This window comes from Nonomuraea sp. NPDC054003, assembly GCF_055585125.1.
In genome coordinates this window covers 137,161-163,959 of the sequence record NZ_JBVJKR010000020.1, presented here as the reverse complement: position 1 = coordinate 163,959, position 26,799 = coordinate 137,161, and the positions used below count along the sequence as shown (strand labels likewise).

The following is a 26,799-nucleotide window of genomic DNA, read 5'->3' as shown; positions in this document are numbered from 1 at the left end:
AGTTAAGCTTCTCTGCGCCGATGGTACTGCACTCGGGAGGGTGTGGGAGAGTAGGTCACCGCCGGACAATTTTCATATGGGAAAGGCCCCGACAGTTTCTGTCGGGGCCTTTCTCGTGGTGAGCCTTGAGGCTACGGCTTCGGGGCTTTTCTTGTTTCTGGGGCCTCAGCGTGAGCGCCGAGGCCCTCGCTGGTTCACGGGCCTTCACCTGGGACAGGCGATCAGAGCGAAGCGGTGAGAGCGAGCGCTGAGGGCATGCCCCGCCTGCATCCGTTCGTGCAAGGCGCGCAGGGCGGACTCGTACGTCCGCACATCGAAGTCCGGCACCTGCCAAGGGACCACCCGCAGGAACTGGACCACCGCACCGATGTCGCGGAACCGGGCTGGAATGAACGACTCGGCCTGCCAGGTGACGGCGAAGCCGGCCTTCTCAAGGCCGGCGATGGCGCGCTCCAGATCCCAGTGACGGTGCGGGTGCGGTGGGGCGGCCAGGGCCTCGTTGAGCTCTGCCAGGTCGCAGCCGCCCACCTGCTGAGTGAGAAGGGTGCCGTGCGGCACCAGGACGCGGAGGACCTCATCGGGGTCGTAGGCGTGATGCCGACTGACGACGAGCTCGAAGGAGCCGTCCGGGAACGGCAGGGCGTTCCCGTCGACGGCCGCCACCTCGACACCGAGAGGCGTCAGGCGTTCCCTGGCGATGGCGACGTTCGGCGGGTGCCCTTCAGTGGCGGCGGTGCGTGCCGGCAGCGGGGCGAGCGACGACAGGAACTCGCCGCCTCCCGTGCCGATGTCCAGCAGGGAGCGCACGCGGGGGAGGCGTTCCCGTACGACTTCCTCGTAACTCCATGGCGGGCTGCCCGTGACGTAGCGGCCGGCGAAGGCGCTGAAGTCCCAGCCGCCGATCGGGGCGGCGAGCGCTTCCGTTATGAGCGTGTCATAGTCCACGGTCCCATCGTCGCGGACCTGCCCGCGGGCTCAGGCCGCTGTGCGGGGTTTGTGCGGGAGGTACGAGGAGGGCCGGGCACGCTCGTCGGTATGAGTGCAGAGAACACGAAGAAGCCCGTCATCGCCATCACCCGATTCAAGGCCAAGCCGGAGGACTCCGAGGAGGTGAAGGACAGGCACGCCACTCTGGCGTCCACGGTGCGGTCCGCGGTTCCGGGGCTGGAGGAGGCGAGGCTGGGGCGGACCGAGGACGGGACCTGGGTCGGCGTCTGGCGGTGGGACTCCCAGGAGAGCCTGCGGAAGGCACAGGAGCTGGCGCACTCCCTTCCGGAGACGGAGAAGGCGTTCGCGCTGGCCTCCGACGTCACCGGAGACACCTTGGAGCTGCTCCAGGAGTCCTGATCCCCCGACGTCACCGGGAGACCGCGGAGCTGCCCCAGGAGTCCTGATCCCCTAGTGAGCCCCCATCTCGCGTCATCGCGGGGTGGGGGCTTCTCGCGTGGGAGGCGGATACCGGGATGCGTCGCCGGGCGAGGGTGGGCGAGGATGGCGGGGTGATCGTGACCTGTTACGGCGGCCCCCGGGATCTGCGGGCCATGCAGGAGCTCACCGGCCGGATCTGGTCGCCGCGGGCGCGCTGGCACGCCGGCGACCTGGCCTGGGGACGGCTTCAGCACACCGGGCGGGAGCCGGAGTGGCCCACCATGCTGTGGCGGGCCGATCGGCGGACCCTGGCCTGGGGGTGGATCCACCTGCCCGGATATCTCAACCTGGCGGTCGACCCCGAACGGGCCGAGTTGGCGCACGACGTGCTGCGCTGGTTCGAGGAGATCGTGCCGGCCGGAGAGCGGCAGGTCGAGGTGTCGAGCGGGGAGCCGCACCTGGTCGCCGCGCTGGAGGAGCGCGGCTACGCACGGGAGAAGGACGGGCCGTTCTTCGTGCAGATGGTACGAGACCTCGACGGCCTGCCCGAGCCGGAGCCGCCCGCGGGGTTCCGGCTGGAAGCGGTGCGTGACGTGCCCGGGCGGGTGGCGGCGCACCGCGCGGCCTTCCACCCGTCGCGCGTCACCGAGGAGAGCTACGCGGCCGTCCGCGCGGCCTGGCCGTACCGGGAGGACCTCGACTGGTGCGCGATCGGGCCCGACGGCGGCACGGCCGCGTACTGCCTGCTCTGGCTCGACGAGCGCGACGTGGCGCTGATCGAGCCGGTCGGCACCGTGCCCGCGCACCGGGGCAAGGGCCTGGCCAAGGCGGTGTGCCTGGCGGCGCTGCGCGCGGCGCGGGCGGCGGGCGCCAAGCAGGCCGTGGTGGCGCCGCGCGGCGACGACGGGTATCCCGTACCTGCGCGTCTTTACAGCGGGCTCGGGTTCCGCGACACCGCGAGAAGCCTCCTGTTCATCCGCTGATATCAAATTGCAACTGGACGTCAGGTGAGAACTGCTGTTATACGGGCAGGCCAGTGATTCAGGAGGGAGGCTGGAGTTGCATGGTGCCCGAGACAACAGTGACCGCGTGGCCCGCGAGGTGCACGCGATCACCGGCGAGGGTCACCCGCACCAGCCCGCCCCGCTCCGACAACTGGGCGCCGGTCAGCGTCTCGCGGCCGAGCCTGGCAGACCAGTACGGCGACAGAGCGCAGTGGGCGGAGCCCGTCACCGGGTCCTCGGGCACGCCGACCTTCGGCGCGAAGAACCGGGAGACGAAGTCGGTCTCGGTGCCCCGGGCGGTGACGATCACTCCGCGTGCGTCGATCGCCGCGAGGGCGTCGATATCGGGCCGCAAGGTTCTCACCGTCTCCGCCGAATCCAGCTCGACCAGCAGGTCGAGGGCGCCCTTCGAAACATGCACGGGGGTGGCGCCGAGTGCCTTCTCCAGACCTTCGGGAACTGTGGTGGCAGTCACTTCCTTGACCGGAAAATCCATCGTGATCATTCCGTCCGGTTGGCGATTCACCGTGAGCGTTCCGCTCGCCGTGGCGAATTTCACCGGGCCATGCGCGACGCCCGTCGAATACAGGACGTGCGCCGTGGCGAGGGTGGCGTGCCCGCACAGCGTGACCTCCGCCTTCGGCGTGAACCAGCGCAGCGAATCACCCAGCAGGAAGGCGGTCTCCGACAGCTTCAGCTCGGCCGCGAGCGACTGCATCCACACGTCGGGGACCCGATCTTCCAGCAGGCACACGCCTGCGGGATTACCCTGGAAAGCTGTGTCGGTGAAGGCGTCGACGATGAACAGGCGCATGAGCCGATGCTATAGGGGGCCAGATATCGGGGTGAAACCAGGACGCTAGCCGTACAAAATGGAATTAGTGCTGGGCGTGTCGCATGGCGAACGCGGAATCGTCGGTTACCGTCCAATGTGTCGGGACGTGCCGATTGCGGTGAGTTCCTGAGGAAAGGACAAGCCGATGGGGGCAGTGCGTAAGGTTGCGGGTTACCTGGGCCTGGGCGCGGTTGATCAGTATGACGAGGCTTATGACGACGACGGGCAGTACGAAGAGGAGTACATGCCTGCCACGGAGCGGGCGGCGCGCCGGTGGCGGGCCACCATCGAGTCGTCACGGATCGTGATGGTCCAGCCGCTGAAGTACAACGACGCACCGTTGATCGGCCAGTATTTCCGCGACGGCCAGACGGTGATCATGGATGTGACGGGCATGGCGATGCCGGAGGCGACGCGCATGGTCGACTTCGCCGCCGGTCTGGCCTATGGCTGCGAGGGGCGGATCGAGCGCATCGCCGACCGCGTCTTCCTGCTGGCGCCCGCGCACGTCGAGATCGAGACGACCTGACCCGCGCCAGGCCACGTGCCGGCGCGGGCGGGGAGCCGGCACGGCCTGCGCGGTCCGCCGCGGCCGAGGCTGTGGGCGGGACAGGCGATGATCGATCAGGCCGCGCGGGGGCCGCGGCGGATCAGGCGGGTGATGTCGGTCGCGTCTTCCGCGGCCTGCTTGGCGCGGCCTTCGGCCTCGCGGGCGTAGGCGTGCAGGGCCCACACCGCGCCGTCGGCCAGCTCCCTCAGCTCGCTCACCTGCGCCGCGACGTACGCGGCGTCTGACAGGACGCGCTCGCGGCGCTGCCAGAGCAGCCACCCGGCCAGCGCGAACAGCACGACCCCGGCGGCGGCCGTGACCGGGTGGGTGAGGAAGGCGGCGAACAGGCAGGTCAGCCCGCCGAGCACCAGCAGCCCCGGCGCCCACGGAGCGCGGGGCGGGGCCGGCACGGCGGCGGAGATGGCCGCTTCGGCGACGGCCAGCGACTCCTCGTCGGGGCCTTCGGGGCGGAGCTCGACCCGGTGGCCGAGCAACGACACGGTGACCGACGGCGGCGGTTCCAGCCTGCTGTCGGACTCCAGCTCCTCGGCGACACCCCGCAGGATGGGCGCCGCGACGTGCAGGGCGATCGCCGTCAGGTGGGGGTCGGAGCCGGGGCGCAGGTCGTCGAGCAGGTGGGAGTCGAGCGAGGCCTGCGGCCCGGGCGGCCCGCTCAGCCCGATCATGGCGCGGAGCACGGCCAGCGGCTCGTCCTCGGCCCAGGTGGCGGCGGGGGTGGCGCCGGAGTTGGCGAGCGGCGCGGCCGAGCCCTGGTCGGACTGGCGGGCCGAGGTGATCTCCTCGCAGCGGGCCCGCAACCGGGTCAGCCGGGCGGCGGCCTGGGCCGGCCTGGCCAGCTCGGGGATCTCCGCCATCTCGGGGAAGTCGACGAGGGAAGCGGGCACCACCACGGACGGCTCGCCGGGCACGAGCGCCTGCACCCACTGGCGCGGGTCAGCCTGTTCCTGCACGGCGAGCGCGTCGAGCTTGCGCAGCACGAAGATCTTGCCGGCGGGGCCGTAGGCGCCGCGGGCGGCTGCCAGCCAGAGCGCCCGCTGGCCGTGGGAGACGGGCCGGTCGAGTGAGAGGTCGCCGAAGGCGGTGCCGAGCCAGGAGGCGTGGATGCGGCTGCCGTGGCCGGCGACGGCCAGCGCCAGGCAGAGGAAGACCGCGGTCTGCTGCTGGTCGCGCGAGGCGGCTCTGCTCAGCGGCTCCAGCGGGTCGTCGCCGGCGAGGATGGTGACCAGCGCCTCGACGGCGGGCGGCAGCCAGTGGCCGGGGATGTCGGTGAAGCCGGGTGGTGCGGGGGGCGCGCTGCCGTTCGCGGCCAGGTGCGCCAGCAACGCCTCGGCGTAGCGCCGTAGCTCGTTGGCTGCTTGGGGGCTCGCGGTCAGGTCCGTGCTCAAGGCAGAGAACTCCCCCAATTCGGCCTCAGTTCATGACCCCGTAAAGGGTAACCCGCGTGGCACGCCTCCGAGGCGGAGGCGCGCCACAGCGGAACGGGGACTTTGATCGAATCGCCTGTTACATGCGCTCGGGTACGGGGACGCCCAGAAGGTCGAGGCCCGTCTCCAGCACGCGCAGCGTCAGCGCGCAGAGCGCCAGCCGTCGCGCGCTGGTCTCCGGGTCGACGCCCTCCTTGGTGACCGGGCACTCCTCGTAGAAGGTGCTGAACAGGCTGGCCGCCTCGAACAGGAACGCGCACAGCCGGTGCGGCTCCGACTGGGCGGCCACCTGCTCCAGCGTCTCGCCGAAGCCGAGCAGGTGGAGGCCCAGCGCGCGCTCGGCGGGCTCGCCCAGCACGATCGGACCCGTGGTGTCGTCGGGGGAGCGGCCCGCCTTGCGGAAGATGGACCGGATCCGGGCGGTCGCGTACTGCATGTAGGGGCCGGTGTTGCCGGTGAAGCCCAGCATGCGGTCGAAGTCGAAGACGTACTCGCTGTCGTGGTTGACCGACAGGTCGGCGTACTTCACCGCGCCCATGCCGACGGCGTGGGTGATCTCCTCGCGGGTGGCCTGGTCGTAGCCGCGCTCGGCGATGGCCGCGGACGCCCGGTCGATCGCCTCCTGCAGCAGGTCCATCAGCTTGACGGACTCGCCCGAGCGGGTCTTGAACCGGCGGCCGTCCTTGCCCAGCATCATGCCGATCTGCACGTGCTCGGCGGAGACCGAGTCGGGCAGCCAGCCGGCCAACTGGGCCGCGGCGAACACCATGCGGAAGTGGAGCGCCTGGTCGGCGCCCACGACGTAGAGGATGCGGTCGGCCTTGAGGTCGTGCACCCGGTAGCGGATGGCGGCCATGTCGGTGGAGGCGTAGCCGTAGCCGCCGTCGCTCTTCCTGACGATGAGCGGCAGCGGCTTGTCGTCGGAGCCGGTGAAGCCGGGCGGGAACACGCAGAGCGCGCCCTCGCTGATCGTGGCGACGCCGGCCGCCTCCAGATCCTGGCAGGTCTTCTCCAGCATCGGGTTGTACATGCTCTCGCCGGCGAGGTCGGCGTCGGTCAGGGTGACGCCGAGCATCGTGTAGACCTTGTTGAAGTAGCGCACGGTGGCGTCCATGAAGACGTGCCACAGCCGCATGGTCTCCGGGTCGCCCGACTGGAGCGTGGTCACCCGTACGCGCGAGCGCTGTTTGAACGACTCGTCGCCGTCGAACTTGGCGCGGGCGGCCTGATAGTACTCAGTCCCCTGGCCGGCTTCGAGCTGGGCGACCGCGGCCTCCTCGCCGATGTCGAGGAGGTGCTCGATGAGCATGCCGAACGGGGTGCCCCAGTCGCCCAGGTGGTTCTGCCTGACGACGTGGTTGCCGAGGTGTTCGTGCACCCGGGCCAGGCAGTCGCCGACGATGGTCGTGCGCAGGTGGCCGACGTGCATCTCCTTGGCGGCGTTGGGCGCCGAGTAGTCGATGACGACGGTCTGCGCGGGGGCGATCGTGGCGACGCCGGAGCGCGGGTCCTTGAAGACGAGGGACGCCTGGGACTCGATCCACCCGTCGTCGAGCGTGATGTTGAGGAAGCCCGGGCCGCTGACCTCGACGGCGCCGGGGAAGTCGGACAGCTCGGCCCTGATCGACTCGGCGACCTCCCGCGGGGCTCGTCGCAGCCGCTTGGCCAGGCTCATCGCGACGTTCGCCTGGAAGTCGGCGAACTGGGAGGGCCGGATCAGCGGATCTGCGTCGGCGTACTCGGCGCCGAACGCGGACGCCAGCGCCTGCTGGACGCGCTCGGTGAGCACTTTCTGCGGGTCGGTCATGTCCTAAGAGTACCGGCGACCTTGACCGCGATGCTGATGCCGGCGCAGGCCACGAGAGCGATGCCGACGGCGATCAGATCGTCGTGCGGACCGCCGGGGCGGAGTTCGAAGACCTCCCGTACGAACGGGCTCGCCAGGGCCAGCGCGAACAGCCCGGCCATGGCCGCGACCAGGGCCACCCGCCACCGGTCGAGCGGCCTGGCGACGAGGACGAGCACCCACCACGTGGTGAGGAAGAGCGCGAGCACGGCCGCGGTCCGCTGCTCCTCCAGCGTGCCCCCGGCCGCGGCGCGGAACGCCAGCAGGACCGCGAAGGCGCAGATCACCCCGGCGGGCACGGCGAACCTGAGCACCCGGGGCACGAACCCGGGCCTGGCCCGCTCCAGCGTGGGCGCGAGCGCCAGGAAGAGGGCGGGCAGGCCGATGGTGACGGCGTTCACCAGCGTGGAGTGGCGGGGCGTGAACGGGAACATCATCCCCGCGACCCCGGTCATCAGCGACAGCACGATCGCGTAGAAGGTCTTGGTGAGGAACAGCCCGGAGACCCGCTCGATGTTGGCCAGCACCCGGCGGCCCTCGTTGACCACGTGCGGGAGGGCCGCGAACCGGTTGTCCAGCAGCACGACCTGGGCGACGGCCTTGGTGGCGGGGCTGCCCGCGCCCATCGCGATGCCGAGGTCGGCCTCCTTGAGCGCGAGCACGTCGTTGACGCCGTCGCCGGTCATGGCGACGGTGTGGCCGCGTTTGCGCAGGGCTGTGACGAAGAGTCGCTTCTGCTGGGGGCTGACCCGGCCGAAGACGGTGGCGGCGTCGAGCGCCTCGCCGAGCGCGTCCTCGTCGTCCGGCAGCGTGCGCGCGTCCACCGCGCGGTCGGCGCCGGGCACGTTGAGGCCGGCGGCGATCGCGGACACCGAGCGCGGGTCGTCGCCGGAGATGATCTTCACGCTGACGCCCTGCCGCTCGAAGTACTCCAGCGTCTCGTGGGCGTCGGGGCGGACGCGCTGCTTGAGCACGACGAGCGCCACCGGCTCGCCCTCCTCGACGCCGATCACGGACAGGTCCGTACGGGCGTCCTCGGGCGGGGCGTCCGCCGTGATCGGGTCCGTACGGTGGCTCGCGGCGTGTGCGTCCGCCGTGATCGGGTCCGTACGGTGGCTCGCCGGGGGACGGCTGCCGTCCGGGAGCCGGTTCGTACGGCATAAGGCCAGGACGCGGGCGCCGGTGGCGGCGAGTTCCGCCGCCTGGGCGCGCTCCGGGGCCGACGGGGCGAGCAGCACGTCGGGGGCGCCGAGCAGCCACACCCCGTGCGGGCCGAAGTCGGCGCCGCTCCACTTGCGCTCGGAGGAGAAGGGCACGGTGGCCAGCGGACGCCAGCGCGCGGAGGGGAAGCGGTCGCTGATCGCGCGGGCGGTGGCGTTCGGGTGGCCGTCGGCGGCGGTGAGCGCGGCGAGCGCGTCGCCCACCGGGCGGCCCTCGCGCAGCGGCAGGACGCGGTCGAGCGTCATGCCGCCGGCGGTGAGCGTGCCGGTCTTGTCCAGGCAGAGCACGTCCACTCGGGCCAGGCCCTCGATCGCGGGCAGCTCCTGGACCAGGCAGCGGCGGCGGCCGAGCCTGACCACGCCCACGGCGAAGGCGATGGAGGTCGTCAGCACCAGGCCCTCGGGGATCATGGTGACGATCCCGGCGACCGCGCCGGTGATGGCGGTGGCGAAGTCGGCCGAGTTGCTCAGCTGGCTGTAGGTGAGCAGCGCGCCGATGGGGATGACCAGCCAGGTGATGTAGCGGATGAACCGGGCGACGCCGTCACGCAGCTCGGAGTGCGCGAGGTGGAAACGGCTCGCCTCCTCGGCCAGCCGGGCGGCGTACGCGTCGGTGCCGACGGCGGTGGCCCTGAACACGCCGGTTCCGGCGACGGCGAAGCTGCCCGACAGCACCGGGTCGCCGGGCTCCTTGCGCACCGGGTCGGCCTCGCCCGTCAGGAGCGACTCGTCGACCTCCAGCCCGGCGGAGACGATCATCTCGCCGTCGACCAGCAGCGCGTCGCCGGGGCCGAGCACGATCAGGTCGCCGAGCACCACCTGGTGCGGCGGGACGCGCCGGTCCGCGCCGTCGCGGCGGACCGTCACGGGGCTCTCGCCGACCACGGCCAGCCGGTCCAGCGTGCGCTTGGCGCGCAGCTCCTGGACGACGCCGATCAGCACGTTGGCCACCATGATCAGGCCGAACACGCTGTCCTGCCACGCGCCGAAGACGAGGATGAGCGCCCACAGGACGCCGATGACGAGGTTGAAGAGCGTGAAGACGTTCGCCCTGATGATGGCGGCGAGCGACCGGCTGGACCGGCGCGGCACCACGTTCGGTCTCGCCCGTGCGACCTGCGCCGACGTGAGCCCGTCCAGCGACATGACTCCGTCCACCGCGAACCCCCCGACCTGCGGCAACGTCACTGAGCGGGTCTCCCCGCCGGCGTCGGTCCGCCTGATTCCCCTGATAGGCGGACGGGGATCACCCTACGGCTTTCAGCGTGATCTGTGGGCGCTTATCCGCTCGCCGATCCTGGACGTCAGCCCGCCCGCCGACAGGTCGGCGGCGAGCCGGCAGGCCGCGCTGACTCCTCTGGCGCTGGACGAGCCGTGCGCGACGACGACGGTGCCGTTGAGCCCGAGCAGCACCGCGCCGCCGTACGCCTCCGCGTCGAGCCGGCCGCTCAGCTCGCGCAGCCGGGAGCGCTGCATGAACGCGCCGAACTTGGCCATCCGGCTCTCGCTCACGGACCGCCGCAGCTCGTCGAAGGCGTAGCGGACGGCGCCCTCCATGGTCTTGAGCGCCACGTTGCCGGTGAACCCGTCGGTCACGATCACGTCGGCCCGCCCGGTCAGCAGGTCGTAGCCCTCGACGTTGCCGGCGAAGGTCAGCGCGGGGGCGGCGTCGAGCAGCTCGTGGGCGCGGCGGACGAGCTTGTTGCCCTTCTCCGCCTCGCTGCCGATCGTGAGCAGGCCCACCCGGGGCTCGGCGATGCCGAAGGCCAGCTCGGCGTAGGCGGCGCCGAGGTGGCCGAACTGGACCAGGATCTCCGGCTTGACCTCGGCGTTCGCGCCCGCGTCCAGGAGCAGCGTGGGGTGCGGCAGGGTGGGCAGCGCGACCGCGAGCGCCGGGCGGAGCACCCCCTGCTGGGTCTTGAGCCGCAGCTTGCCGGTGGCCACGATGCCCGCGGTCGAGCCGGCGGAGACCACGGCCGACACGTCGCCGCGGCGCAGGAGGTGGCAGGCGACCGCGATGCTGGAGCGGGGCCGGCGCAGGCTGGCCAGCGCGCCCTCGTCCATGGCGAGCGCCTCCTCGGCGCGCACGATGGGGATCTCGTGGGCCGCGTCGTGTTCGGCGAGTGACTCGTACAGCACGCGTGGCGAGCCGACCAGGACGACCGGCAGCCCGCGCTCGCGCACGGCGTGCACGGCGCCCGCCACGATCTCGTGGGGCGCGCGGTCGCCGCCCATGGCGTCGACCGCGATCGGCCTGCTGTCTGGCAAAAGTCACCTCGTACGGCGTGTCGCTTGGCCGTCCGAATGGTAGGCGAGGCCGTCACCAGGCTAACCGGCGGGCAGGACTAGGCGTCGCCGCTCAGGTTCCAGTCGTGGACGGTGCGGGCCACGACGACCTTGCCGAAGGTGACCCGGCCGGTCACCCTGATCACCGGGCCGTCGCCGTCGGGGGTGTTGTCGCCCGAGACCTGGCGCTTGGCGAACATGGCGCCGACCTCGTCGATGACCTGGGCGTTCGGCGGCACCCGGATGATCAGCTTGGCCGCGAACGCGTTGATGGACAGGGTGATCTCGCGGCCGGGGAGCACGGCCTCCGACAGGTCGACGATGAGCGCGCCGTACGTGGCCGACAGGCGGGTGTGGCGGGAGGCGATCCAGCGCCCGCGCTTGACGACCTTGCTGAAGACGGCGTTGACGGTCTGCTCCGTCGCGACGGGCGCGGCGGCCGTGGAGGACCGGACCTTGGGCAGGTCCACGATCAGGGGCTCCAGCTCGCCCATGGTGCGAGCTTGGTAGGTGGCCTCGAGACGGTCGGCGTGCTCGGGGCTCGTGAGTCGTCCACTGGCGTAGGCCTCGTTGAGCAGCGCGGCGACCTGGTCGCGGTCGGCGTCGGAGGCCCGGAGGGCAGGGTCGTGGGTCACACCGCCAGTTTAGGTCAAATCAAGATATGTCGTGATTTCAATTCTCCCAAGAAACTTGGAGCACCCTCCGAACCATAGCCGCGGGCAGCCTACTCTCGGTATAAGAGCGATAGACGCGCGACGGGGGCGTGAGGTTTACATCCGATCGAACAAAAAAGATGGGAAAGGCCTAGTGATCTTGAACCAGGCAGGTACGCGACGCTTCAAGGCGTACACGTCCAAGCACCTCGACGAGCTCCTGCGACGCGCCGGGCTCGATGACGGGGAGCGACTGAAGGTGCGGGCCGTGGCCACGGTGCTGCCCTTCCGGACGAACGCCTACGTCGTCGATGAACTCATAGATTGGTCGGCGGCGCCCGACGACCCCATGTACCGTCTCGTCTTCCCGCAGGGCGACATGCTGCCCGAGGCCGATGTGGCCCGGCTGGCCGACCTGCTCAAGGCCGAGGCGCCCAACGGGGAGATCCAGGCGGAGGCGAACAAGGTCAGAGCGCAGCTCAACCCGCACCCCGCCGGCCAGAAGGAGCTCAACGTGCCGCGCATCGGCGAGGAGCCGGTGCCCGGGATGCAGCACAAGTATCCGGAGACCGTGCTCTTCTTCCCGAAGCAAGGGCAGACCTGTCACGCCTACTGCACCTACTGCTTCCGGTGGGCGCAGTTCGTCGGCGACGCCGACCTCAAGTTCGCCTCCGACGACATCGACCAGATGGTCGCCTACCTCCGCCAGCATCCCGAGGTGACCAGCGTCCTGATCACCGGCGGCGACGCCATGATCATGGGTGAGCCGGTGATCAGGCGCTACATCGGGCCGCTGCTGGAGCTGGAGCAGCTCGAGTCCATCAGGATCGGCACGAAGGCGCTGGGCTACTGGCCGCAGCGCTTCGTCACCGACCCCGACGCCGACGCCACGCTCGGCCTGTTCGAGGAGGTCGTCAAGGCAGGCAAGAACCTCGCCTTCATGGCGCACTTCTCGCACCCGCGCGAGCTGGAGTCGCCGCTGGTCGAGTCCGCGGTGGAACGGATCCTGGGCAGCGGGGCGACGATCCGCACCCAGGCGCCGCTCATCAGGTCCATCAACGACGACCCGGCCGTCTGGGAGACCATGTGGCGGCGCCAGCACCGCATGGGGATGATCCCGTACTACATGTTCGTCGAGCGTGACACCGGTCCGCAGGACTACTTCGCGGTGCCGCTCGGCCGCGCGTACGAGATCTTCAGGGACGCGTACGCGAGCGTCTCCGGGCTCTGCAGGACGGTCCGCGGGCCGTCCATGTCGGCGACGCCGGGGAAGGTGTGCGTCGACGGCGTCACCGAGATCGCCGGTCAGCGGGTGTTCGTGCTCCACCTCATCCAGGCGCGGGACCCGTCCTTGGTGGGGCGGCCGTTCTTCGCGCGGTACGACCCGTCGGCCGTCTGGCTGACGGACCTGCGGCCGGCCTTCGCCGACGCTTTCCCGTTCGAGGTCGCCGCCTCGCTCGGGGCCTGAGGCGGTCAAGGGCGGCCACCGCAAGCGGAAAATCTGCGCCCCCGGCCCGTGACATTCATTTTGTCGAGCTCCTGGCGCGGGCCGGGGAAAGCGCACTTACGGACGCCGGAAGCGTCCATGGAATATCCGAATTAGCCCCCCTCTATTTCCCGATTTGTCTCCCCCTGTGTGACCCCTTTCGGGCTCGGTAACTTACCCACAAAGCCCTTGTCACGCGGGCTTTTAGCGGCTCACCCGGGGTCGTGCGCGGTGATAGAACTGCATCCGTAGCTCAGCCGCGGACGGCGCGCTTCGTGCGGTGCCCATAGCGTGTACGCCACGGCATTCGGGGGTTATCGATTCGCAATTCAATGCTCTCCGAAGCGATCGATCACGAGCCGGGAAGGCAAATCATGAAACGTGTAATGAAGACGGCGGTCGCCGTAACGGCATTCGGGCTCGCGGCGGCACTCGCCGTGCCGGCGCAGGCCCAGGCCAGGGACCTCGGCGCCTCGCCCACGAAGCGCGACCAGGCCCGGATCGGCGACGACTCGCCGCTCGACGGCCTGGTGGGCGGGCTCGCCGGCGGCCTGCTGGACGGGCTGTTCGGCGCAGGCGCCAAGACCTCCGCCAAGCCCGCGCAGAACCAGACCAGGCCGCAGGGACGCCCTGGGCTCGACGGCCTGTCCAACACCCTGCCTCTGGACGGCCTCGCCGCCTCGCGCCCGGCCAAGCCCAGGGCGCAGGTCAAGCCGACGCAGGAGGACGCGTTCGAGGGCGCCTTCGCCCAGGTCGCCTACCTGTTCGAAGGCTCGCTCGGCGGCGCCACGGCGTCGCTGTCGACGACCCGGATGGTGCCGGGCGGACGCTACGGCTCCACCGAGGCGCTGGACGGCGCCACGACAGGCGTGGCCCACCTGTCGCTGCAGGAAACGGTCGTCGGCATGTCGCGTGCCGCGAAGCAGGCGCTGCCGCGATCCAGCAACGGACGTCTGGCGCCGCTCGTCGGCCGCGTGGCGCCCGCCGAGACGGCGCCGCTGCTGGAGTCGCTGCCCGGCACCACTCAGGTCGCCTCCATCGATGAGATCGCCCCGCTCGTCGAGGACGCCTCCGCCCTGGTCTCCACCAACGGGACGAAGGCCACCAGCGCCTACACCGACACCGTCGCCGCGCTGGGCTGGACCACGGCCGCCCTCACCAGCATGGTCCGGGACCCCTGGCACTACCGCTGATCCTCTGGCGGACCCGAGCTCCGCACCCTCTGAAGCATCGCCGGGCCCCGCATCCTGCGGGAGCCCATCCTCGGGAGTGGCTTCCCGACCCCCGCCGCGCTCGCCGGCGCCGCCCAAGTCTGCAGGGTGGCGGCGTCGTGAGCCGCGGCCCCGCCGCCGGCCCGCACCAGGGTCGGCGGCGGTTCGCTTTCTATCCGGGCAGCCGCACGCCCGTGCGGCGGGCGATCTGGGCCTGCAGCCTCGCCATCTGCCAGTGCAGCTCCAGCAACTGCTCGGCGAGCTGCATCGTGGGTATCTCGGTCACATCCTCGGTGGCCAGGTGGTCGATAGCGGCCGAGAGCTCACCCATCGTGTCCCCCCACTCCATCACCGTTCCCAAGCTCGAACCGACGTTCGAATCCTAGCGAACGCTGACCCCTCGTGTCAGTCCTACACGCTCAGCCCCGGCCGACTTCTCGCACACCGTCTCGAAATCTACGGCGGGCTGAGCGTGCCGAAGGCACGCATCACGGCGGTCCACCCGAGGGGTTTCCCCAAAAGGTTTTCCGCCTCGCGGCCGGCGAATCGTCACGGACGACCGCCCGCCGTCGGGAACGGCCCGTGAGAGTGACCCAGCCGAAGCACCGCGTCCACGCGAAGCGGCGCGACCCGCGAGAAGCGCCGCGACCCGCGAGAAGCGCCGCGACCGCCCAAGCGGTACGGGCAGTGGCGCAGGTGCTCGAGAACCCTGACCGGCCGAAGCGGACGACCCGCGTGAATCGGCAGGGGAGTGACGCAACTGCCCGAGAGTCCCGACCCGCGTGAAGCGGCGCGACCGCGTGGAGCGGCGCGACCCGCCCCAAGCGGCAGGGGAAGTGGTGCAGCCTGCCTGAGAGGCCCGACCGGCCGAAGCGGCGCGACCGGGTGGTCAGCCCTTGGTGTAGGCGGCGAGGACTTCCTTGGGGTCGCCGTCCATCTTGATCTTTCCCTTGTGGAGCCAGATCACCCGGTTGCACGTCTGCTGGATCACCCGCAGGTCGTGGGCCACCAGGAAGACCGTGCCCGCCGACTCCCTGATCTGGCGGATGCGCTGCTCGCTCTTCTTGCGGAACTCGCGGTCACCCGTGGCCAGGGCCTCGTCGATGAGCAGGACGTCGTGGGTCTTGGCCGAGGAGATGGCGAAGCGGAGCCGGGCGCCCATGCCGGAGGAGTAGGTGGACATCGGCAGCTGGACGAACTCGTCGATGCCGGAGAAGTCGACGATCTCCTGGTATTTCTCCCTGACCTCCGCCGGGGTCATGCCCATGGCGTAACAGCCGAGGATGATGTTGCGCTCGCCGGTCAGCTCGCGCATCAGGGCCGCGTTGACGCCCAGCAGCGACGGCTGCCCGTCGGTGTAGACGGCGCCGGAGTGGGGCGGCAGCAGGCCGGCGATGGCGCGCAGCAGCGTGGACTTGCCGGAGCCGTTGCGGCCGACGACGCCGATGGCGTCGCCGTGGTAGGCCACGAAGGAGACGCCTTTGACGGCGTGGACCTCCTTCATCTGCGGCCTGCCCTGGCGCTTCACGATGCGCATGAAGGCGTTGACCGCGTTGCCCTTCTCGGACTCCGACGCGGCGCCGTAGACGCGGTAGACGATGTGGAGATCGTCGACGATGACCGTCGGCGTGCCCGTGGGCACGTCCAAGGGGCCCTTAGCGGGCTCCGGGTCGGGATGCACCCGGACGTCCTTGCTTGGGACGGCGGGCTCCTCGCCCTTCACCTTTGCCAGCTCCTCGGTCAGGTCAGCCACGCCCGTACCTCTCCTCAGCCCGCCAGAAATACCAGAAGCCGAAGCAGAGTGCGAATACTGCCCAGAATACGCAAGCCATCCACACCATCGGCGGGGGAGTGTGCTTGGCGATGAAGATGTCCCGCATCCACTCGATGTACGAGGCGGCCGGGTTGAGGTACATGGCGGTGGCGACCCACTGCGGCAGACCCGCGGTCTCCACCACCTTGTCCTGGATGGAGAAGAAGACACCGGAGGCGTAGAGCCAGGTGCGGGTGATGAACGGCAGCAGCTGGTTGAGGTCCCGCATGGAGGACCCGAGCCGTGCCATCACCAGCCCGGCGCCGACGTTGAACATGGTCTGCAGGATCAGCACGACCGGGATCATCAACCAGTACCACGTAGGCACCTCGGCGGTGATGAACACGATCAGCACCAGCACGCCCATGGAGATGGCGAGCTGCTGGAGCTCCTGGATGGTGTAGGCCAGGGGCAGCGCGGCGCGTGGGAAGTGGAGCGCACGGATCAGCGACAGATTGCCGGAGATCGACTTGGCGCCCGCGGTGACGCTGCGCTGCGTGTAGGTGAAGACGAAGATGCCGATCAGCAGGAAGGCCGGGTAGTTCTCGACGCCGTCGCGGCCGCCGAGGACTATGCCGAACATCACATAGTAGATGGCCGCGTTGAGCAGGGGGGTCAGGACCTGCCACAGCTGGCCGAGAGCGGAGCTGGAGTACTTCGAGACGTTGCGCGAGGTCGCGTACGTCAGGATGAAGTGTCGTCGCTCCGCGAGTTGGCGCACATAGACGAGAAACCTCGGCCGTGCGATGGCACGGCGAAGCCCGTATCTCTCGGCGAGCTTGGCCAGCGGCTCCTGCCCGCTTCGGCCGCCCGCCTGGGCGTCCGCGACAGCGGATTCCGGCTGGCTCATGGGATGGACTCTATTGGATCCGGGTTGCTCGGGATGCCTGCCGCGTGGCGCGCGGCCGACAGTTGGACGGTGTCTCGTGGCGCTCGGTTCCAAGCCACCGTCAAGACTCGCTCAACCGTAGCCCAGCGGGACGGACGATGGCGGCAACGGCACGAGCACCGTCTGGTAGGAGGTATTTTTCATCGACACTTCCCGTCCCCGCGAATGCCCGTCTGACTCGTTTATGCACTTCATCCCCTTGCGAGCTGTATGGGCGCGACGTGGGACAGGCGGACGTGTGACCGAACTGCAACGCGCCAGAGACGTGCTGGTGGCAAGTAGTAGGAGATAGTCGCGATCGACTGGCAGGGCGTCGGCTGGTTTGACCAGGTCAGCCAAACCCGGGGGATTACAAGGAACCCCCCGTCAGGCTGCTCACGATCATCGCAGCTCAGCGCTTACGCCCACCTTGGTAGAGGGAGGAATTTTTTCACCATGCGTGTTACTAGAGGCGCACGGATCGTCGCCGGTACCGCGCTGCTCGCTCTCGCGGTTGCCGCGTGCGGCGGCGGTGCCAGCCCGTCCGGTGACCCCGCGGCGGATGGCGGCGACACGCCGGTCCGCATGGAGCTGGGTGAGCCGCAGAACCTGCTGGTCCCCTCGAACACCACCGAGTCCGAGGGCTCCGAGCTCCTCGCGGCCGTCTTCGAGCCCCTGGTGAACTACGACGAGAACAAGCAGGTCGTAGAAGCCGCTGCCGAGTCGATCACCACGGAAGACAACATCACGTGGACGATCAAGCTCAAGTCGGGCTACACCTGGCACAACGGTGAGCCGCTCGTCGCACAGAACTACGTCGACGCGTGGAACTACGCCGCCAACCAGGACAACGCGCAGGGCGCCGGCTACTTCTTCGGCCGCGTCAAGGGCTACGACGCGCTGAACCCGGGTGAGGGCAAGGAAGTCACCACCAAGGAGATGGAAGGCCTGAAGGTCGTCGACGACTCGACCTTCACCGTCGAGCTGGCGGCGCCGTTCTCGCAGTTCAGGACGATGCTCGGCTACACCGCCTTCTACCCGCTGCCCAAGGCCGCCTTCGGCGCCGACGGCAAGGTGACCAACGAGTACGGCGAGAAGCCGATCGGCCAGGGCCTCTTCAAGCTCGACAAGCCGTACAAGAAGGGCACCGACCAGACGGTCGACCTCTCCGTGTACGACAAGTACCCGGCCAAGAAGCCCAACGGCTGGACCAAGCTCCAGTTCAAGCTCTACAACAGCTCCGAGACGGCCTACAACGACCTGCAGGCGAACAACGTGGACATCCACGACTCGCTGCCGGCCTCGGCCATCTCCAGCGCGAAGACGGCCCTGGGCGACCGCTACCAGGACCAGCCGGACGCCGGCATCGGCTACATCGGCTTCCCGCTGCAGTACAACGACGAGTACAAGGACGTCCGGATGCGGGAGGCCATCTCGATGGCCATCGACCGGAAGACCATCGCCGAGACGGTCTTCTCCGGCACCCGCGCCCCCGCCGACGACTTCATCAACCCGGCCATCGACGGCTACCGCCAGGGCGCCTGCGCGGCCTGCACCTACGACCCGGGCAAGGCGAAGGAGCAGTACGCGGCGGCCAACGGCCCGGCCAAGTTGGAGCTGGGCTACAACGCCGACGGCGGCCACAAGGAGTGGATCGAGGCCGTCGCCAACAACCTGCGGGCCAACCTCGGCGTCGAGGTCACCGTGAGGCCGTTCGAGAAGTTCGCGAACATCCTCGACGACCTGGACGCCAAGAAGTACAAGGGCATGTTCCGCATGGGCTGGGCGGTCGACTACCCGTCGGCAGAGAACTACCTGTCGCCGATCTTCTCGACCGGCGCCATCAAGACCGGCTCCAACTACGCGGGCTACTCCAGCAAGGAGTTCGACGAGCTGGTGGCCAAGGGCGACCAGGCGCCGACCCCCGAAGAGGGCCTGAAGTTCTACCAGCAGGCCGACGATGTCCTGATCAAGGACCTCCCGTACGTTCCGGTGTACTTCTACCGGAACAACTCTGGGTACTCCACTCAGGTGAAGAACGTCAGAATCAATCTGCTCAACCAGGTTGAATGGGCTGACGTCGAGAAGGCCTGACGTTATATACGGGGGTGGGCGGGACGCCGTCCACCCCTCGTGAGCCCGCCACGAAGGCAGTCGCTTGGGCACGCGCCACCCAAGGTTCCCAGGGACTGCCTTCTGGCATGTACGGGAGGCTTGTATGGGCCGTTACATCATCAGGCGCCTGATCCAGGCGATACCAGTCCTGCTGGGCGCCACCCTGTTCATCTTCGCCATCGTGTTCGCGCTTCCTGGTGACCCCATCGAGGCGCTCGCCGGCGAGAAGCGCCAGGACCCGGCGATCACCGCCATCATCCGCGAGCAGTATCACCTGAACGATCCGCTGCTGGTCCAGTACTGGTACTACATCAGCGGCATCCTTTTCCACGGTGACTTCGGGAAGACCTTCGCCGGCGTCCCCGTCACCCAGCTGATGGCGGGCAAGTTCCAGGTTACGCTGAACCTCGCGTTCACCGCGCTGGTCATGGAGGCCATCATCGGCCTGCTGCTCGGCCTCTGGGCGGCGCTGCGCCGCGGCCGGGCCACCGACACCGCGATCCTGGCCTCGACGCTGCTGCTCATCTCGGTGCCGACCCTGGTCACCGGCTTCGTGCTGCAGCTGTGGCTGGGCGTCTGGCTCAAGCAGGTCACCGGGATCGAGTTCTTCCCCATCGCGGGAGTCGGCCAGGGCCTGCAGTCGTACCTGCTGCCGGGCTTCGTGCTGGCCGGCACGTCGATCGCGTACCTGACACGTCTGACCAGGACGAGTCTGGTCGAGACGCTACGCTCCGACTACATCCGCACCGCCACCGCGAAGGGCCTGTCGAGACGGCGGGTCGTGGGCAGACACGGGTTGCGCAACGCGCTGATCCCGATGGTCACCTATCTCGGAGCCGACCTGGGCGTGCTCATGGGCGGCGCCATCATCACGGAGACCATCTTCAACCTGCCGGGCATCGGCTTGCAGTTGTATCAGGGCGTTTACCTACGTGAGCAACCCATCGTCGTAGGTATCGTGACAATCCTGGTGCTGGTGTACATCGTGGCGAACCTGATCGTCGACATGCTGTACGCCGTGCTCGATCCGAGGATCCGCTATGAGTGAGACACCGCAGCTGGGCCAGGTCGGGCCGGCGTTCCCCGAAACCCAGTCGCTGACGGAGAGCCAGCCGTCCCCGCCGGTCAAGCAGCCCAAGAAGAAGGAAGCGAAGCCGGCGAGCCTCTGGCGAGACGCCTGGTACGACCTGCGCCGCAGGCCGATGTTCATCTTCTCGCTGGTCCTGATCGCGATCCTGCTGGTCATGTCGTTCTGGCCGTCGCTGTTCACCTCGATCAACCCGTTCGACGCGAAGACCTGCGAGCTTTCCACCGCTCGCCAGGGCCCGAGCGCCGGCCACATCTTCGGTCGCGACAACCTCGGCTGCGACGTGTACGCCAAGACCATCTACGGCGCCAAGAACTCGATCATCATCGGTGTCGCCACCACGGTGATCACGGCGCTGGTCGGTGGGCTGCTCGGCCTGCTGGCGGGCACCCGGGGCGGCTGGACCGACGTCCTGACGTCCCGCGTCACCGAGGTCTTCTTCGCCATCCCCTCCATCCTGGGCGCGCTGCTCATCACGGCGACGTTCCGGGACGCCGGGATCGGCATCTGGATCGTGGTGATCGCGCTCTCGGTGCTGGCGTGGCCGATGACCTTCCGCATCATGCGGGCGGCCGTCATCACCGCGAGAAGCCAGGACTTCGTGCTGGCGGCCAAGGCACTGGGGGCCGGCCAGGCGCGCATCATGTTCCGGCACCTGCTGCCGAACGCGCTCGCGCCGGTGATCGTCGTCGCCACCATCAACCTGGGCGGCTTCATCGCGGCCGAGGCCGCGCTGTCCTTCCTGGGGGTCGGCGTGCAGTCGCCCGACATCTCCTGGGGCCTGATGATCGCCGACGCCCGGAACCGGTTCCTGGAGGCGCCGCTGCCGCTGGTGTTCCCGGCCCTGTTCCTGAGCATCACGGTGCTCGCGTTCATCATGCTGGGCGACGCCGTACGCGACGCGCTCGACCCGAAGCTCAGGTAGGAGGGGGGAAACATGAGCAAGACATCGCCGCACGCGTTGCCTGCCGAGGGAGGGCTGGGCAACGAGCCGCTGCTCGCGGTGGACGACCTGCACGTGGAGTTCGCCACGCGCGCCGGCCTGGTACGGGCGGTCAACGGGGTGAGCTACTCGCTCCAGGCGGGCGAGACCCTCGCCGTCCTGGGCGAGTCGGGTTCCGGCAAGTCCGTGACCGCGCAGGCGATCATGGGCATCCTCGACATGCCGCCGGCGCGCATCCCCAAGGGGGAGGTCCGCTTCAACGGCACCGACCTGCTCAGGCTCTCGGAGGAGGCGCGCACGCAGGTGCGCGGCCAGCGCATCGCGATGATCTTCCAGGACGCGCTCTCCGCGCTCAACCCGGTGTTCACCGTGGGCTGGCAGATCAGCGAGATGTTCCGGGTGCACCGCGGCATGGGCAAGCGCGACGCCATGAGGAAGGCCGTCGAGCTGATGGACCGGGTCCGCATCCCGGGCGCCAAGCAGCGCGTCAACGACTATCCGCACCAGTTCTCCGGGGGCATGCGGCAGCGCATCATGATCGCCATGGCGATCGCGCTCGACCCCGAGGTGCTGATCGCCGACGAGCCGACCACCGCGCTCGACGTGACGGTCCAGGCCCAGGTCATGGAGCTGCTCGCGGAGCTGCAGCGCGAGAGCAACATGGGCATGATCCTGATCACCCACGACCTCGGCGTCGTCGCCGACGTCGCCGACAAGATCGCGGTCATGTACGGCGGGCGCATCGTGGAGAACGCCTCCGTGCACGACATCTACAAGGCGCCTGCCCACCCCTACACCAAGGGGCTGCTGGAGTCGATCCCCCGGGTCGACCTCAAGGGCCAGGACCTGTACGCCATCAAGGGCCTGCCGCCCAACCTGCTCGACATGCCGACCGGCTGCGCCTTCCACCCGCGCTGCCCGTACCGGCAGGACAACTGCGTGACCGACAGCCCCCCGCTCTACGAGATCAGCGGCACGCGCAACAGCGCCTGCCACTACTGGAGGGAGGTCCTCGATGGCGACCAAGGGTGAGACGATCCTCGAGGTCCGCGATCTGGTGAAGCATTTCCCCCTCAACCAGGGGATCATGTTCAAGAAGCAGATCGGGGCCATCAAGGCCGTCGACGGCGTCTCCTTCGACCTCGCCAGCGGCGAGACGCTCGGCGTCGTGGGCGAGTCCGGCTGCGGCAAGTCCACCCTCGCCAAGGTGCTGATGGCGCTGGAGCGGCCCACCTCCGGCTCCGTCAAGATCAACGGTCGTGATATCGCCAAGGCCAAGGGCGCCGAGCTCAAGCGGATGCGGCGCAACATCCAGATGGTGATGCAGGACCCGTACACCTCGCTCAACCCGCGGATGACCGTCGGCGACATCGTCGGCGAGCCGTTCGACATCCACACCGAGGTGGCGCCGAAGGGCGACCGCACCCGCAAGGTGCAGGAGCTGCTGGAGGTCGTCGGGCTCAACCCCGACCACATCAACCGCTACCCCCACCAGTTCTCGGGCGGTCAGCGCCAGCGCATCGGCATCGCCCGCGGGCTGGCGCTCCAGCCGGAGATCATCGTCTGTGACGAGCCGGTCTCGGCGCTGGACGTGTCGATCCAGGCCCAGGTGATCAACCTGCTGGAGAGGCTGCAGAACGAGTTCAACCTGGCGTACATCTTCATCGCCCACGACCTGTCGGTGGTCCGCCACATCTCCGACCGGGTCGCGGTGATGTACCTGGGCAAGGTCGTCGAGCTCGGCAAGGACGTCGAGATCTACGACAAGCCCGCGCACCCGTACAGCCAGGCGCTGCTGTCGGCGGTGCCGGTCCCCGACCCCGAGGGCCGCGACCAGCGCGAGCGGATCATCCTCCAGGGCGACCCGCCGTCGCCGGCCAACCCGCCGTCCGGCTGCCGCTTCCGCACGCGGTGCTGGAAGGCGCAGGAGATCTGCGCGACGGAGGAGCCGCTGCTGCAGATCCGGCCGGGCACGTCCCACGAGAGCGCCTGCCATTTCGCCGAGACGCATGACGTGGTGCATGTGAACTAGCGGTGCGTGTCGTCGCCGCCGCCCCCGCGCCCTTCGGTGCGGGGGCGGTCTGTCAGGGGGGAGGCCCGCCGCGGCTCCAGGGAACGGCTCGGCGCCGGTCGTGGTGGAGCAGGATGCGGGCCGACAGGGCCAGGGCCAGCGCCACCAGGCCCGCGATGACCAGGGCGCGGGAGCCCGGCGGAGGGCCGGACGGGTCCTCGCCGAAGTGCTCCGCGGGGAGCGGGGGCGGCTGGGTGGGGCCGGCCAGGCGTTCGGCCACGCGCAGCGCCAGGGCGGCGTCGGCGACGCCGTGGCCGTAGCCGGTGCTGTAGCCGCCGCGCGGGCGCTTCCTGGTGCCGAGCTCGATGGCCCGCCGCACGTGGTACGGCGACAGGTCCGGGTACGCGGATCTGATCAGCGCGGCGATGCCCGCGACCATGGCGGCGGCCGAGCTGGTGCCGTCGCCGACCACGTACCGGCGGGCGCCGTTGGCGGAGACGATGTCGACGCCGGGGGCGACGACTGAGAGGTAGTCCTGGCGGTTGGAGAACCCGGCGAGCCGGAAATTCCGGTCGACCGCGCCCACGGCGATCACGCCGGGGTAGGCGGCGGGGAAGTTCTTCCTGTTGGTGCTCTCGCCGTCGTTGCCGGAGGAGGCGACCAGCACCGCGCCGTGGGCGACCGCGTACTGCACCGCCTCCTCCTCGGCGGCCGAGCCCTCCCAGGAGCCGCTGCCGCCGCCGAGCGACATGCTGATGACCTGGGCGCCCCGGTCGACGGCGTAGCGGATGCCCTTGGCGAGCGCGTCGTGGCCGCCGGCGCGCCGCTTGGCCCGCCGGGGATCGGAGTTCTCCAGCGTGACGCGTACCGACAGCACCTTGGCGGCGGGCGCGACGCCGAGCACGCCGCCGGCCTTGCCCTTGCCGTGGCCGTGGCCGGCGATGAGGCTGGCCATGGCGGTGCCGTGGTGGCCCCACACCCCGCCGGCCCGGCCGGCTCCGGTCAGGTCGGGGCCGTGCACGACGGAGCCGCGCAGGTCCTGGTGGTCGCCGCGGACCCCGGTGTCGAGCACCGCGACCAGCACGTTCTCGCCCTGGGTGACCCGCCAGGCGTCGTGCAGCCGTAGCGTGCCGACCTGCCACTGCTTGGCCCTGGCGAGGGCGCCCATCTCGTCGTCCGCGGCGGCGGGCGTAGCCAGGCCGAGCTGGGACGACGGGAACAGCAGGAACAGGGACAGCAGCGCCGCCCGCAGGCGCGGCCGCCTCATCCGGTGAGGCCCCGGTGCAGCTCGGTGGCGAGCTGGCGGGCGAAACCACCGAGCCTGGGCACGGCCTGGTCACCCGGACGGAACGACCGTCCGTCCGCGTAACCGGCGGTGGTGGCGATCACGTACGGCGCGTGGGAGGCGATCAGGGTCCCGGTGAAGCACTGCCGCTCGCCGAAACGTTCGGCGGGGCCGCCGGGGAAGGCGACCGGCCGCACGGCGGGCACGCGCAGGGGCCCGGCCGCGCCCGGGGGCACGGGCCGGGCCAGGACCGCGATGCCGGCGGTGGCGACGTAGGTGGCGGTGCTGTCGGCGTACGTGGCGCGCAGCGCGGTGACGCAGGCGGGCAGCGCGGGCTGGAAGGCGGCCGCGCAGGACGCCTCGGGCGCGACCCCGGCCAGCAGGTAGGTGACCTGCGCGCCGGACGGGCTGGTGCCGGGGACGGCGTACGGGAACACCCGCGTCACCGGCCAGGCACGCCAGCGCTCGGGCACCGGCGGCGCGGCGGGGGAACAGAACACGGACAGGAGGGCGAGCAGGAGCAGGGACAGCTGAAACACGTGAACCTCGAACGGGGGGAGGGGGCGCCCGATCTGCCGTGAATTCTGGCACGGGGTCAGGGCCTCAGTCCGACGGTTCAGTAAACAGTCCGATACGCCACGTAATTGGTGTTTGTTGGCTTTTGCGTTATACGGAGGGTGACAACCGGACATGCGCCCCCGGAGGCAGGCCGAGGCGCTGCGCCGCGTCGCCGGAGTTCACCGCGAACGCGATCAGGCCCGCCGAGTCCGCGAACGCCACCAGCTCACCGGGCGGGACCGCCGCGTACGTCTCCCGGTAGGGCATCGACAGCCGCCGCCGGCCCAGCGACACGCCGAGCGTGTCGCCCACCCGCAGCCCCAGCGCCTCCAGGTCGCCGGCCGTGATCGACAACTGCGTGTTGCCGTAGCGGTCGACCGAGACGACCTCGCCCTCTGCCGCGCCCTCGCGCAGCACGGACGTCGGCGCGGGCAGCGACACCAGCCTCTCCACCGGCACCCGCGGGCCCAGCTCGCGCGGCCGAAGCCCGTTGCTCAGCCGCCCGGCCACCGGCGCGAACACGTCACGGCCGTGGAACGTGGGCGACACCGGGTGCAGGAAGTGCTCGGCGTTGCTCAGCTCGTACGCCGCCCGCGCGCCGCCGCTGGCGCGCACCGCCCACGACAGCAGCCCGTTGTCCGGCCCCACGAACACCCGGCCGCCGGCCTCGACCGCGATCGCGCGCCTGGCGCCGCCCGCGCCCGGGTCGACCGCCCCGACGTGCACGCCCACGGGCATGTACGGGATCGTCTGGGCCAGGATCGCCGCGCCGCGCCGCACGTCACCCGCCGGGACCAGGTGGCACACGTCGATCACCCGGACCTCGGGGGCGATCCCGGCGATCACCCCGTGGCAGGCGGCGACATAACCGTCTTCGAGCCCGTAATCCGTGAGAAGTGTGATGACAGAGGTCACACTTAGTGACTGTACGTCTCTCAATCCGCCGTGAACAGCCGCACTCGGCACATTACGATGGCGACGGGCCGCCTGCGCGCGAAGCCATCGTCGCGCCGCCCGTTCCTGAGGAGGACACCATGGACACTGCACCGTCAAACGGTGACAGTGCCGACCAGAGGGCCGACCAGAGGGCAGAGGACAGGGCAGACCAGGACCACGCCCAGGAACCCGTCCACCGGCCCCTCACCGACCGCGAACTCGAGCTCCTCGCCTTCGAACGCCACTGGTGGCGTTACGCGGGCGCGAAGGAGCAGGCAGTCAAGGAGACCTTCGGGTTCTCCGCCACCCGCTACTACCAGCTGCTCGGCGAGTTGATCGACCGTCCCGAGGCGCTGGCGCACGACCCCATGCTGGTCAAGCGACTGCGCAGGCTGCGCGCCGCCCGCCGGCGCGAGCGCTCCGCCCGCCGGCTCGGCATGCGCCCCTGACCGGCTGGGTACGGCAGGCGGCGTGAGCGACATCCCTGGAATGGAAGCGATACTGAAGGATCCGGCCGGCGCCGTGATCGGGCTCGACTTCGACGGCACCCTCTCGCCGATCGTGCCCGACCCCGACACCGCCGTCGTCCACCCCGGCGCGCCTCCGGTGCTGGCCGAGCTGGGCCGGCACGTGGGCGCCGTGGCCATCGTGACCGGACGGCCGCCGGCCAAGGTGCTGGAGCTGGGGCCCGCGCTCAAGGACGTGCCGGGCCTGGTCATCCTCGGCCACTACGGCTTCGAGCGGTGGGAGGACGGGCGGACCTCCGCGCCCCCGCCGCCGGCCGGGGTGCCGCGGGCCAAGGCGGAACTGCCGCTGCTGCTCGGCTCGCTGGGCGTGACCGACGCGGCGATCGAGGACAAGGGCCGCGCGGTGGCCGTGCACACCCGCCGCTGCGCCGACCCCGAGGGCACGCTGGCCCGGCTGCGCGAGCCGCTGGCCGCGCTGGCGGCCGAGCACGGCCTGGTCGTCGAGCCCGGCCGGATGGTGCTGGAGGTGCGGCCGTCCGGCATGGACAAGGGGCACGCGCTCGGCGCGTTCCTGACGGAGCGCTCCGCCAGGTCCGTGCTCTTCGTGGGCGACGACCTCGGCGACCTGGCCGCCTTCGACGCGGTCCGCTCGTCGGGCCTGCCCGGCGTGACCGTGTGCAGCGGCTCCACCGAGGTCACGGCGCTGGCCGAGCGGGCCGACATCGTCGTCGACGGGCCTGAGGGCGTGGTGGCGCTGCTCCGCGAGTTGACGTCCGCTTTCAGCCGATAGTGACCAGTTTGCAAGTCGGCAC

The 26,799-nt window shown here is 70.0% G+C and carries 25 protein-coding genes and 1 rRNA gene; 13 read left to right on the top strand and 13 right to left on the bottom strand.

Annotated features, from left to right (window positions below):
• A 5S ribosomal RNA gene (gene rrf / locus ACZ6YG_RS39285) occupies nt 1-67 on the top strand; the annotation flags it as partial.
• A 137-nt stretch (nt 68-204) separates the two neighbouring features.
• On the opposite strand, the gene ACZ6YG_RS39280 is transcribed toward rrf, so the two are convergent.
• A complete protein-coding gene (locus tag ACZ6YG_RS39280) occupies nt 205-945 on the bottom strand; it encodes a class I SAM-dependent methyltransferase (protein ID WP_148035154.1) in 741 nt (246 codons plus the stop codon).
• Between the two features lie 90 nt (nt 946-1,035).
• Here ACZ6YG_RS39280 and ACZ6YG_RS39275 point away from each other — a divergent pair, with 90 nt between their 5' ends.
• Nucleotides 1,036-1,347 (top strand): antibiotic biosynthesis monooxygenase, encoded by a 312-nt coding sequence (locus ACZ6YG_RS39275; RefSeq protein ID WP_466020768.1) that lies wholly within the window; start codon nt 1,036-1,038, stop codon nt 1,345-1,347.
• 152 nt (nt 1,348-1,499) lie between these two features.
• A complete protein-coding gene (locus tag ACZ6YG_RS39270; RefSeq protein WP_148035152.1) occupies nt 1,500-2,351 on the top strand; it encodes a GNAT family N-acetyltransferase in 852 nt (283 codons plus the stop codon).
• A 58-nt stretch (nt 2,352-2,409) separates the two neighbouring features.
• On the opposite strand, the gene ACZ6YG_RS39265 is transcribed toward ACZ6YG_RS39270, so the two are convergent.
• Nucleotides 2,410-3,186, bottom strand: a complete 777-nt coding sequence (locus ACZ6YG_RS39265) for a PhzF family phenazine biosynthesis protein (RefSeq protein ID WP_466020767.1) — start codon at nt 3,184-3,186, stop codon at nt 2,410-2,412.
• Nucleotides 3,187-3,352: 166 nt separating this feature from the next.
• Between ACZ6YG_RS39265 and ACZ6YG_RS39260 the strand changes: the two genes are divergently transcribed.
• Nucleotides 3,353-3,736: a cell division protein SepF gene (locus tag ACZ6YG_RS39260; protein ID WP_148035150.1), complete on the top strand. Its 384-nt coding sequence runs from the start codon at nt 3,353-3,355 to the stop codon at nt 3,734-3,736.
• A gap of 95 nt (nt 3,737-3,831) precedes the next feature.
• Here ACZ6YG_RS39260 and ACZ6YG_RS39255 read toward each other — a convergent pair whose 3' ends face one another.
• The 5 genes from ACZ6YG_RS39255 to ACZ6YG_RS39235 form a co-directional block, all read right to left on the bottom strand.
• Complete coding sequence (locus tag ACZ6YG_RS39255) at nt 3,832-5,163, bottom strand: hypothetical protein (RefSeq protein ID WP_261808919.1); 1,332 nt, start codon at nt 5,161-5,163, stop codon at nt 3,832-3,834.
• 118 nt (nt 5,164-5,281) lie between these two features.
• Entirely contained in the window at nt 5,282-7,009 is a 1,728-nt protein-coding gene (argS, locus tag ACZ6YG_RS39250; protein ID WP_466020766.1) for an arginine--tRNA ligase, read from the bottom strand.
• Complete coding sequence (locus ACZ6YG_RS39245; RefSeq protein WP_466020765.1) at nt 7,006-9,456, bottom strand: HAD-IC family P-type ATPase; 2,451 nt, start codon at nt 9,454-9,456, stop codon at nt 7,006-7,008. The genes argS and ACZ6YG_RS39245 overlap by 4 nt, the downstream gene beginning before the upstream one ends.
• A gap of 72 nt (nt 9,457-9,528) precedes the next feature.
• A complete protein-coding gene (plsX, locus tag ACZ6YG_RS39240; RefSeq protein WP_271279787.1) occupies nt 9,529-10,536 on the bottom strand; it encodes a phosphate acyltransferase PlsX in 1,008 nt (335 codons plus the stop codon).
• Nucleotides 10,537-10,613: 77 nt separating this feature from the next.
• The gene (locus ACZ6YG_RS39235; RefSeq protein ID WP_466020764.1) at nt 10,614-11,189 is read right to left on the bottom strand and encodes a DUF1707 SHOCT-like domain-containing protein; all 576 of its coding nucleotides are present in this window, start codon (nt 11,187-11,189) and stop codon (nt 10,614-10,616) included.
• Between the two features lie 172 nt (nt 11,190-11,361).
• On the opposite strand from ACZ6YG_RS39235, the gene ACZ6YG_RS39230 reads away from it, so the two are divergent.
• Entirely contained in the window at nt 11,362-12,675 is a 1,314-nt protein-coding gene (locus ACZ6YG_RS39230; protein ID WP_148035146.1) for a KamA family radical SAM protein, read from the top strand.
• Between the two features lie 392 nt (nt 12,676-13,067).
• Nucleotides 13,068-13,886 (top strand): hypothetical protein, encoded by an 819-nt coding sequence (locus tag ACZ6YG_RS39225; RefSeq protein ID WP_466020763.1) that lies wholly within the window; start codon nt 13,068-13,070, stop codon nt 13,884-13,886.
• Nucleotides 13,887-14,076: 190 nt separating this feature from the next.
• Here ACZ6YG_RS39225 and ACZ6YG_RS39220 read toward each other — a convergent pair whose 3' ends face one another.
• From ACZ6YG_RS39220 to ACZ6YG_RS39210, 3 genes are all read right to left on the bottom strand, one after another.
• On the bottom strand, nt 14,077-14,235 hold the full coding sequence (locus tag ACZ6YG_RS39220; protein WP_187281663.1) for a hypothetical protein: 159 nt from the start codon (nt 14,233-14,235) through the stop codon (nt 14,077-14,079).
• A 558-nt stretch (nt 14,236-14,793) separates the two neighbouring features.
• Nucleotides 14,794-15,585: an ABC transporter ATP-binding protein gene (locus ACZ6YG_RS39215; protein ID WP_372452527.1), complete on the bottom strand. Its 792-nt coding sequence runs from the start codon at nt 15,583-15,585 to the stop codon at nt 14,794-14,796.
• Nucleotides 15,586-15,649: 64 nt separating this feature from the next.
• Nucleotides 15,650-16,567: an ABC transporter permease gene (locus ACZ6YG_RS39210; protein WP_466020762.1), complete on the bottom strand. Its 918-nt coding sequence runs from the start codon at nt 16,565-16,567 to the stop codon at nt 15,650-15,652.
• 474 nt (nt 16,568-17,041) lie between these two features.
• Between ACZ6YG_RS39210 and ACZ6YG_RS39205 the strand changes: the two genes are divergently transcribed.
• From ACZ6YG_RS39205 to ACZ6YG_RS39185, 5 genes are all read left to right on the top strand, one after another.
• Nucleotides 17,042-18,679 carry a peptide ABC transporter substrate-binding protein gene (locus ACZ6YG_RS39205; RefSeq protein ID WP_271280080.1) on the top strand — a complete coding sequence of 546 codons (1,638 nt, stop codon included), beginning with the start codon at nt 17,042-17,044 and terminating at the stop codon, nt 18,677-18,679.
• Nucleotides 18,680-18,803: 124 nt separating this feature from the next.
• The gene (locus ACZ6YG_RS39200) at nt 18,804-19,748 is read left to right on the top strand and encodes an ABC transporter permease (protein WP_148035141.1); all 945 of its coding nucleotides are present in this window, start codon (nt 18,804-18,806) and stop codon (nt 19,746-19,748) included.
• Complete coding sequence (locus ACZ6YG_RS39195; RefSeq protein WP_466020761.1) at nt 19,741-20,712, top strand: ABC transporter permease; 972 nt, start codon at nt 19,741-19,743, stop codon at nt 20,710-20,712. Before ACZ6YG_RS39200 ends, ACZ6YG_RS39195 begins: the two co-directional genes overlap by 8 nt.
• 12 nt (nt 20,713-20,724) lie before the next feature.
• On the top strand, nt 20,725-21,762 hold the full coding sequence (locus ACZ6YG_RS39190; protein WP_148035139.1) for an ABC transporter ATP-binding protein: 1,038 nt from the start codon (nt 20,725-20,727) through the stop codon (nt 21,760-21,762).
• Nucleotides 21,746-22,762: an ABC transporter ATP-binding protein gene (locus ACZ6YG_RS39185; protein ID WP_148035138.1), complete on the top strand. Its 1,017-nt coding sequence runs from the start codon at nt 21,746-21,748 to the stop codon at nt 22,760-22,762. The genes ACZ6YG_RS39190 and ACZ6YG_RS39185 overlap by 17 nt, the downstream gene beginning before the upstream one ends.
• A 52-nt stretch (nt 22,763-22,814) precedes the next feature.
• Here ACZ6YG_RS39185 and ACZ6YG_RS39180 read toward each other — a convergent pair whose 3' ends face one another.
• From ACZ6YG_RS39180 to ACZ6YG_RS39170, 3 genes are all read right to left on the bottom strand, one after another.
• Nucleotides 22,815-24,008 (bottom strand): S8 family serine peptidase, encoded by a 1,194-nt coding sequence (locus ACZ6YG_RS39180; RefSeq protein ID WP_466020760.1) that lies wholly within the window; start codon nt 24,006-24,008, stop codon nt 22,815-22,817.
• Entirely contained in the window at nt 24,005-24,565 is a 561-nt protein-coding gene (locus tag ACZ6YG_RS39175; protein ID WP_219550892.1) for a hypothetical protein, read from the bottom strand. Before ACZ6YG_RS39175 ends, ACZ6YG_RS39180 begins: the two co-directional genes overlap by 4 nt.
• 127 nt (nt 24,566-24,692) lie before the next feature.
• On the bottom strand, nt 24,693-25,499 hold the full coding sequence (locus ACZ6YG_RS39170) for an SAM hydrolase/SAM-dependent halogenase family protein (RefSeq protein WP_148035135.1): 807 nt from the start codon (nt 25,497-25,499) through the stop codon (nt 24,693-24,695).
• Between the two features lie 119 nt (nt 25,500-25,618).
• On the opposite strand from ACZ6YG_RS39170, the gene ACZ6YG_RS39165 reads away from it, so the two are divergent.
• Complete coding sequence (locus tag ACZ6YG_RS39165; RefSeq protein ID WP_364233686.1) at nt 25,619-25,969, top strand: DUF3263 domain-containing protein; 351 nt, start codon at nt 25,619-25,621, stop codon at nt 25,967-25,969.
• 40 nt (nt 25,970-26,009) lie between these two features.
• On the top strand, nt 26,010-26,777 hold the full coding sequence (gene otsB, locus ACZ6YG_RS39160) for a trehalose-phosphatase (RefSeq protein ID WP_148035133.1): 768 nt from the start codon (nt 26,010-26,012) through the stop codon (nt 26,775-26,777).
• Nucleotides 26,778-26,799: the final 22 nt, after the last annotated feature.

Bases quoted from the DNA above. Each gene is read 5' to 3' on its own strand.
- ACZ6YG_RS39275 (WP_466020768.1), top strand. From the start codon at position 1,036: ATGAGTGCAGAGAACACGAAGAAGCCCGTCATCGCCATCACCCGATTC.
- ACZ6YG_RS39265 (WP_466020767.1), bottom strand. From the start codon at position 3,186: ATGCGCCTGTTCATCGTCGACGCCTTCACCGACACAGCTTTCCAGGGT.
- ACZ6YG_RS39260 (WP_148035150.1), top strand. From the start codon at position 3,353: ATGGGGGCAGTGCGTAAGGTTGCGGGTTACCTGGGCCTGGGCGCGGTT.
- argS (WP_466020766.1), bottom strand. From the start codon at position 7,009: ATGACCGACCCGCAGAAAGTGCTCACCGAGCGCGTCCAGCAGGCGCTG.
- ACZ6YG_RS39225 (WP_466020763.1), top strand. From the start codon at position 13,068: ATGAAACGTGTAATGAAGACGGCGGTCGCCGTAACGGCATTCGGGCTC.
- ACZ6YG_RS39220 (WP_187281663.1), bottom strand. From the start codon at position 14,235: ATGGGTGAGCTCTCGGCCGCTATCGACCACCTGGCCACCGAGGATGTG.
- ACZ6YG_RS39210 (WP_466020762.1), bottom strand. From the start codon at position 16,567: ATGAGCCAGCCGGAATCCGCTGTCGCGGACGCCCAGGCGGGCGGCCGA.
- ACZ6YG_RS39205 (WP_271280080.1), top strand. From the start codon at position 17,042: ATGCGTGTTACTAGAGGCGCACGGATCGTCGCCGGTACCGCGCTGCTC.
- ACZ6YG_RS39200 (WP_148035141.1), top strand. From the start codon at position 18,804: ATGGGCCGTTACATCATCAGGCGCCTGATCCAGGCGATACCAGTCCTG.
- ACZ6YG_RS39195 (WP_466020761.1), top strand. From the start codon at position 19,741: ATGAGTGAGACACCGCAGCTGGGCCAGGTCGGGCCGGCGTTCCCCGAA.
- ACZ6YG_RS39190 (WP_148035139.1), top strand. From the start codon at position 20,725: ATGAGCAAGACATCGCCGCACGCGTTGCCTGCCGAGGGAGGGCTGGGC.
- ACZ6YG_RS39185 (WP_148035138.1), top strand. From the start codon at position 21,746: ATGGCGACCAAGGGTGAGACGATCCTCGAGGTCCGCGATCTGGTGAAG.
- ACZ6YG_RS39180 (WP_466020760.1), bottom strand. From the start codon at position 24,008: ATGAGGCGGCCGCGCCTGCGGGCGGCGCTGCTGTCCCTGTTCCTGCTG.
- ACZ6YG_RS39165 (WP_364233686.1), top strand. From the start codon at position 25,619: ATGGACACTGCACCGTCAAACGGTGACAGTGCCGACCAGAGGGCCGAC.
- otsB (WP_148035133.1), top strand. From the start codon at position 26,010: ATGGAAGCGATACTGAAGGATCCGGCCGGCGCCGTGATCGGGCTCGAC.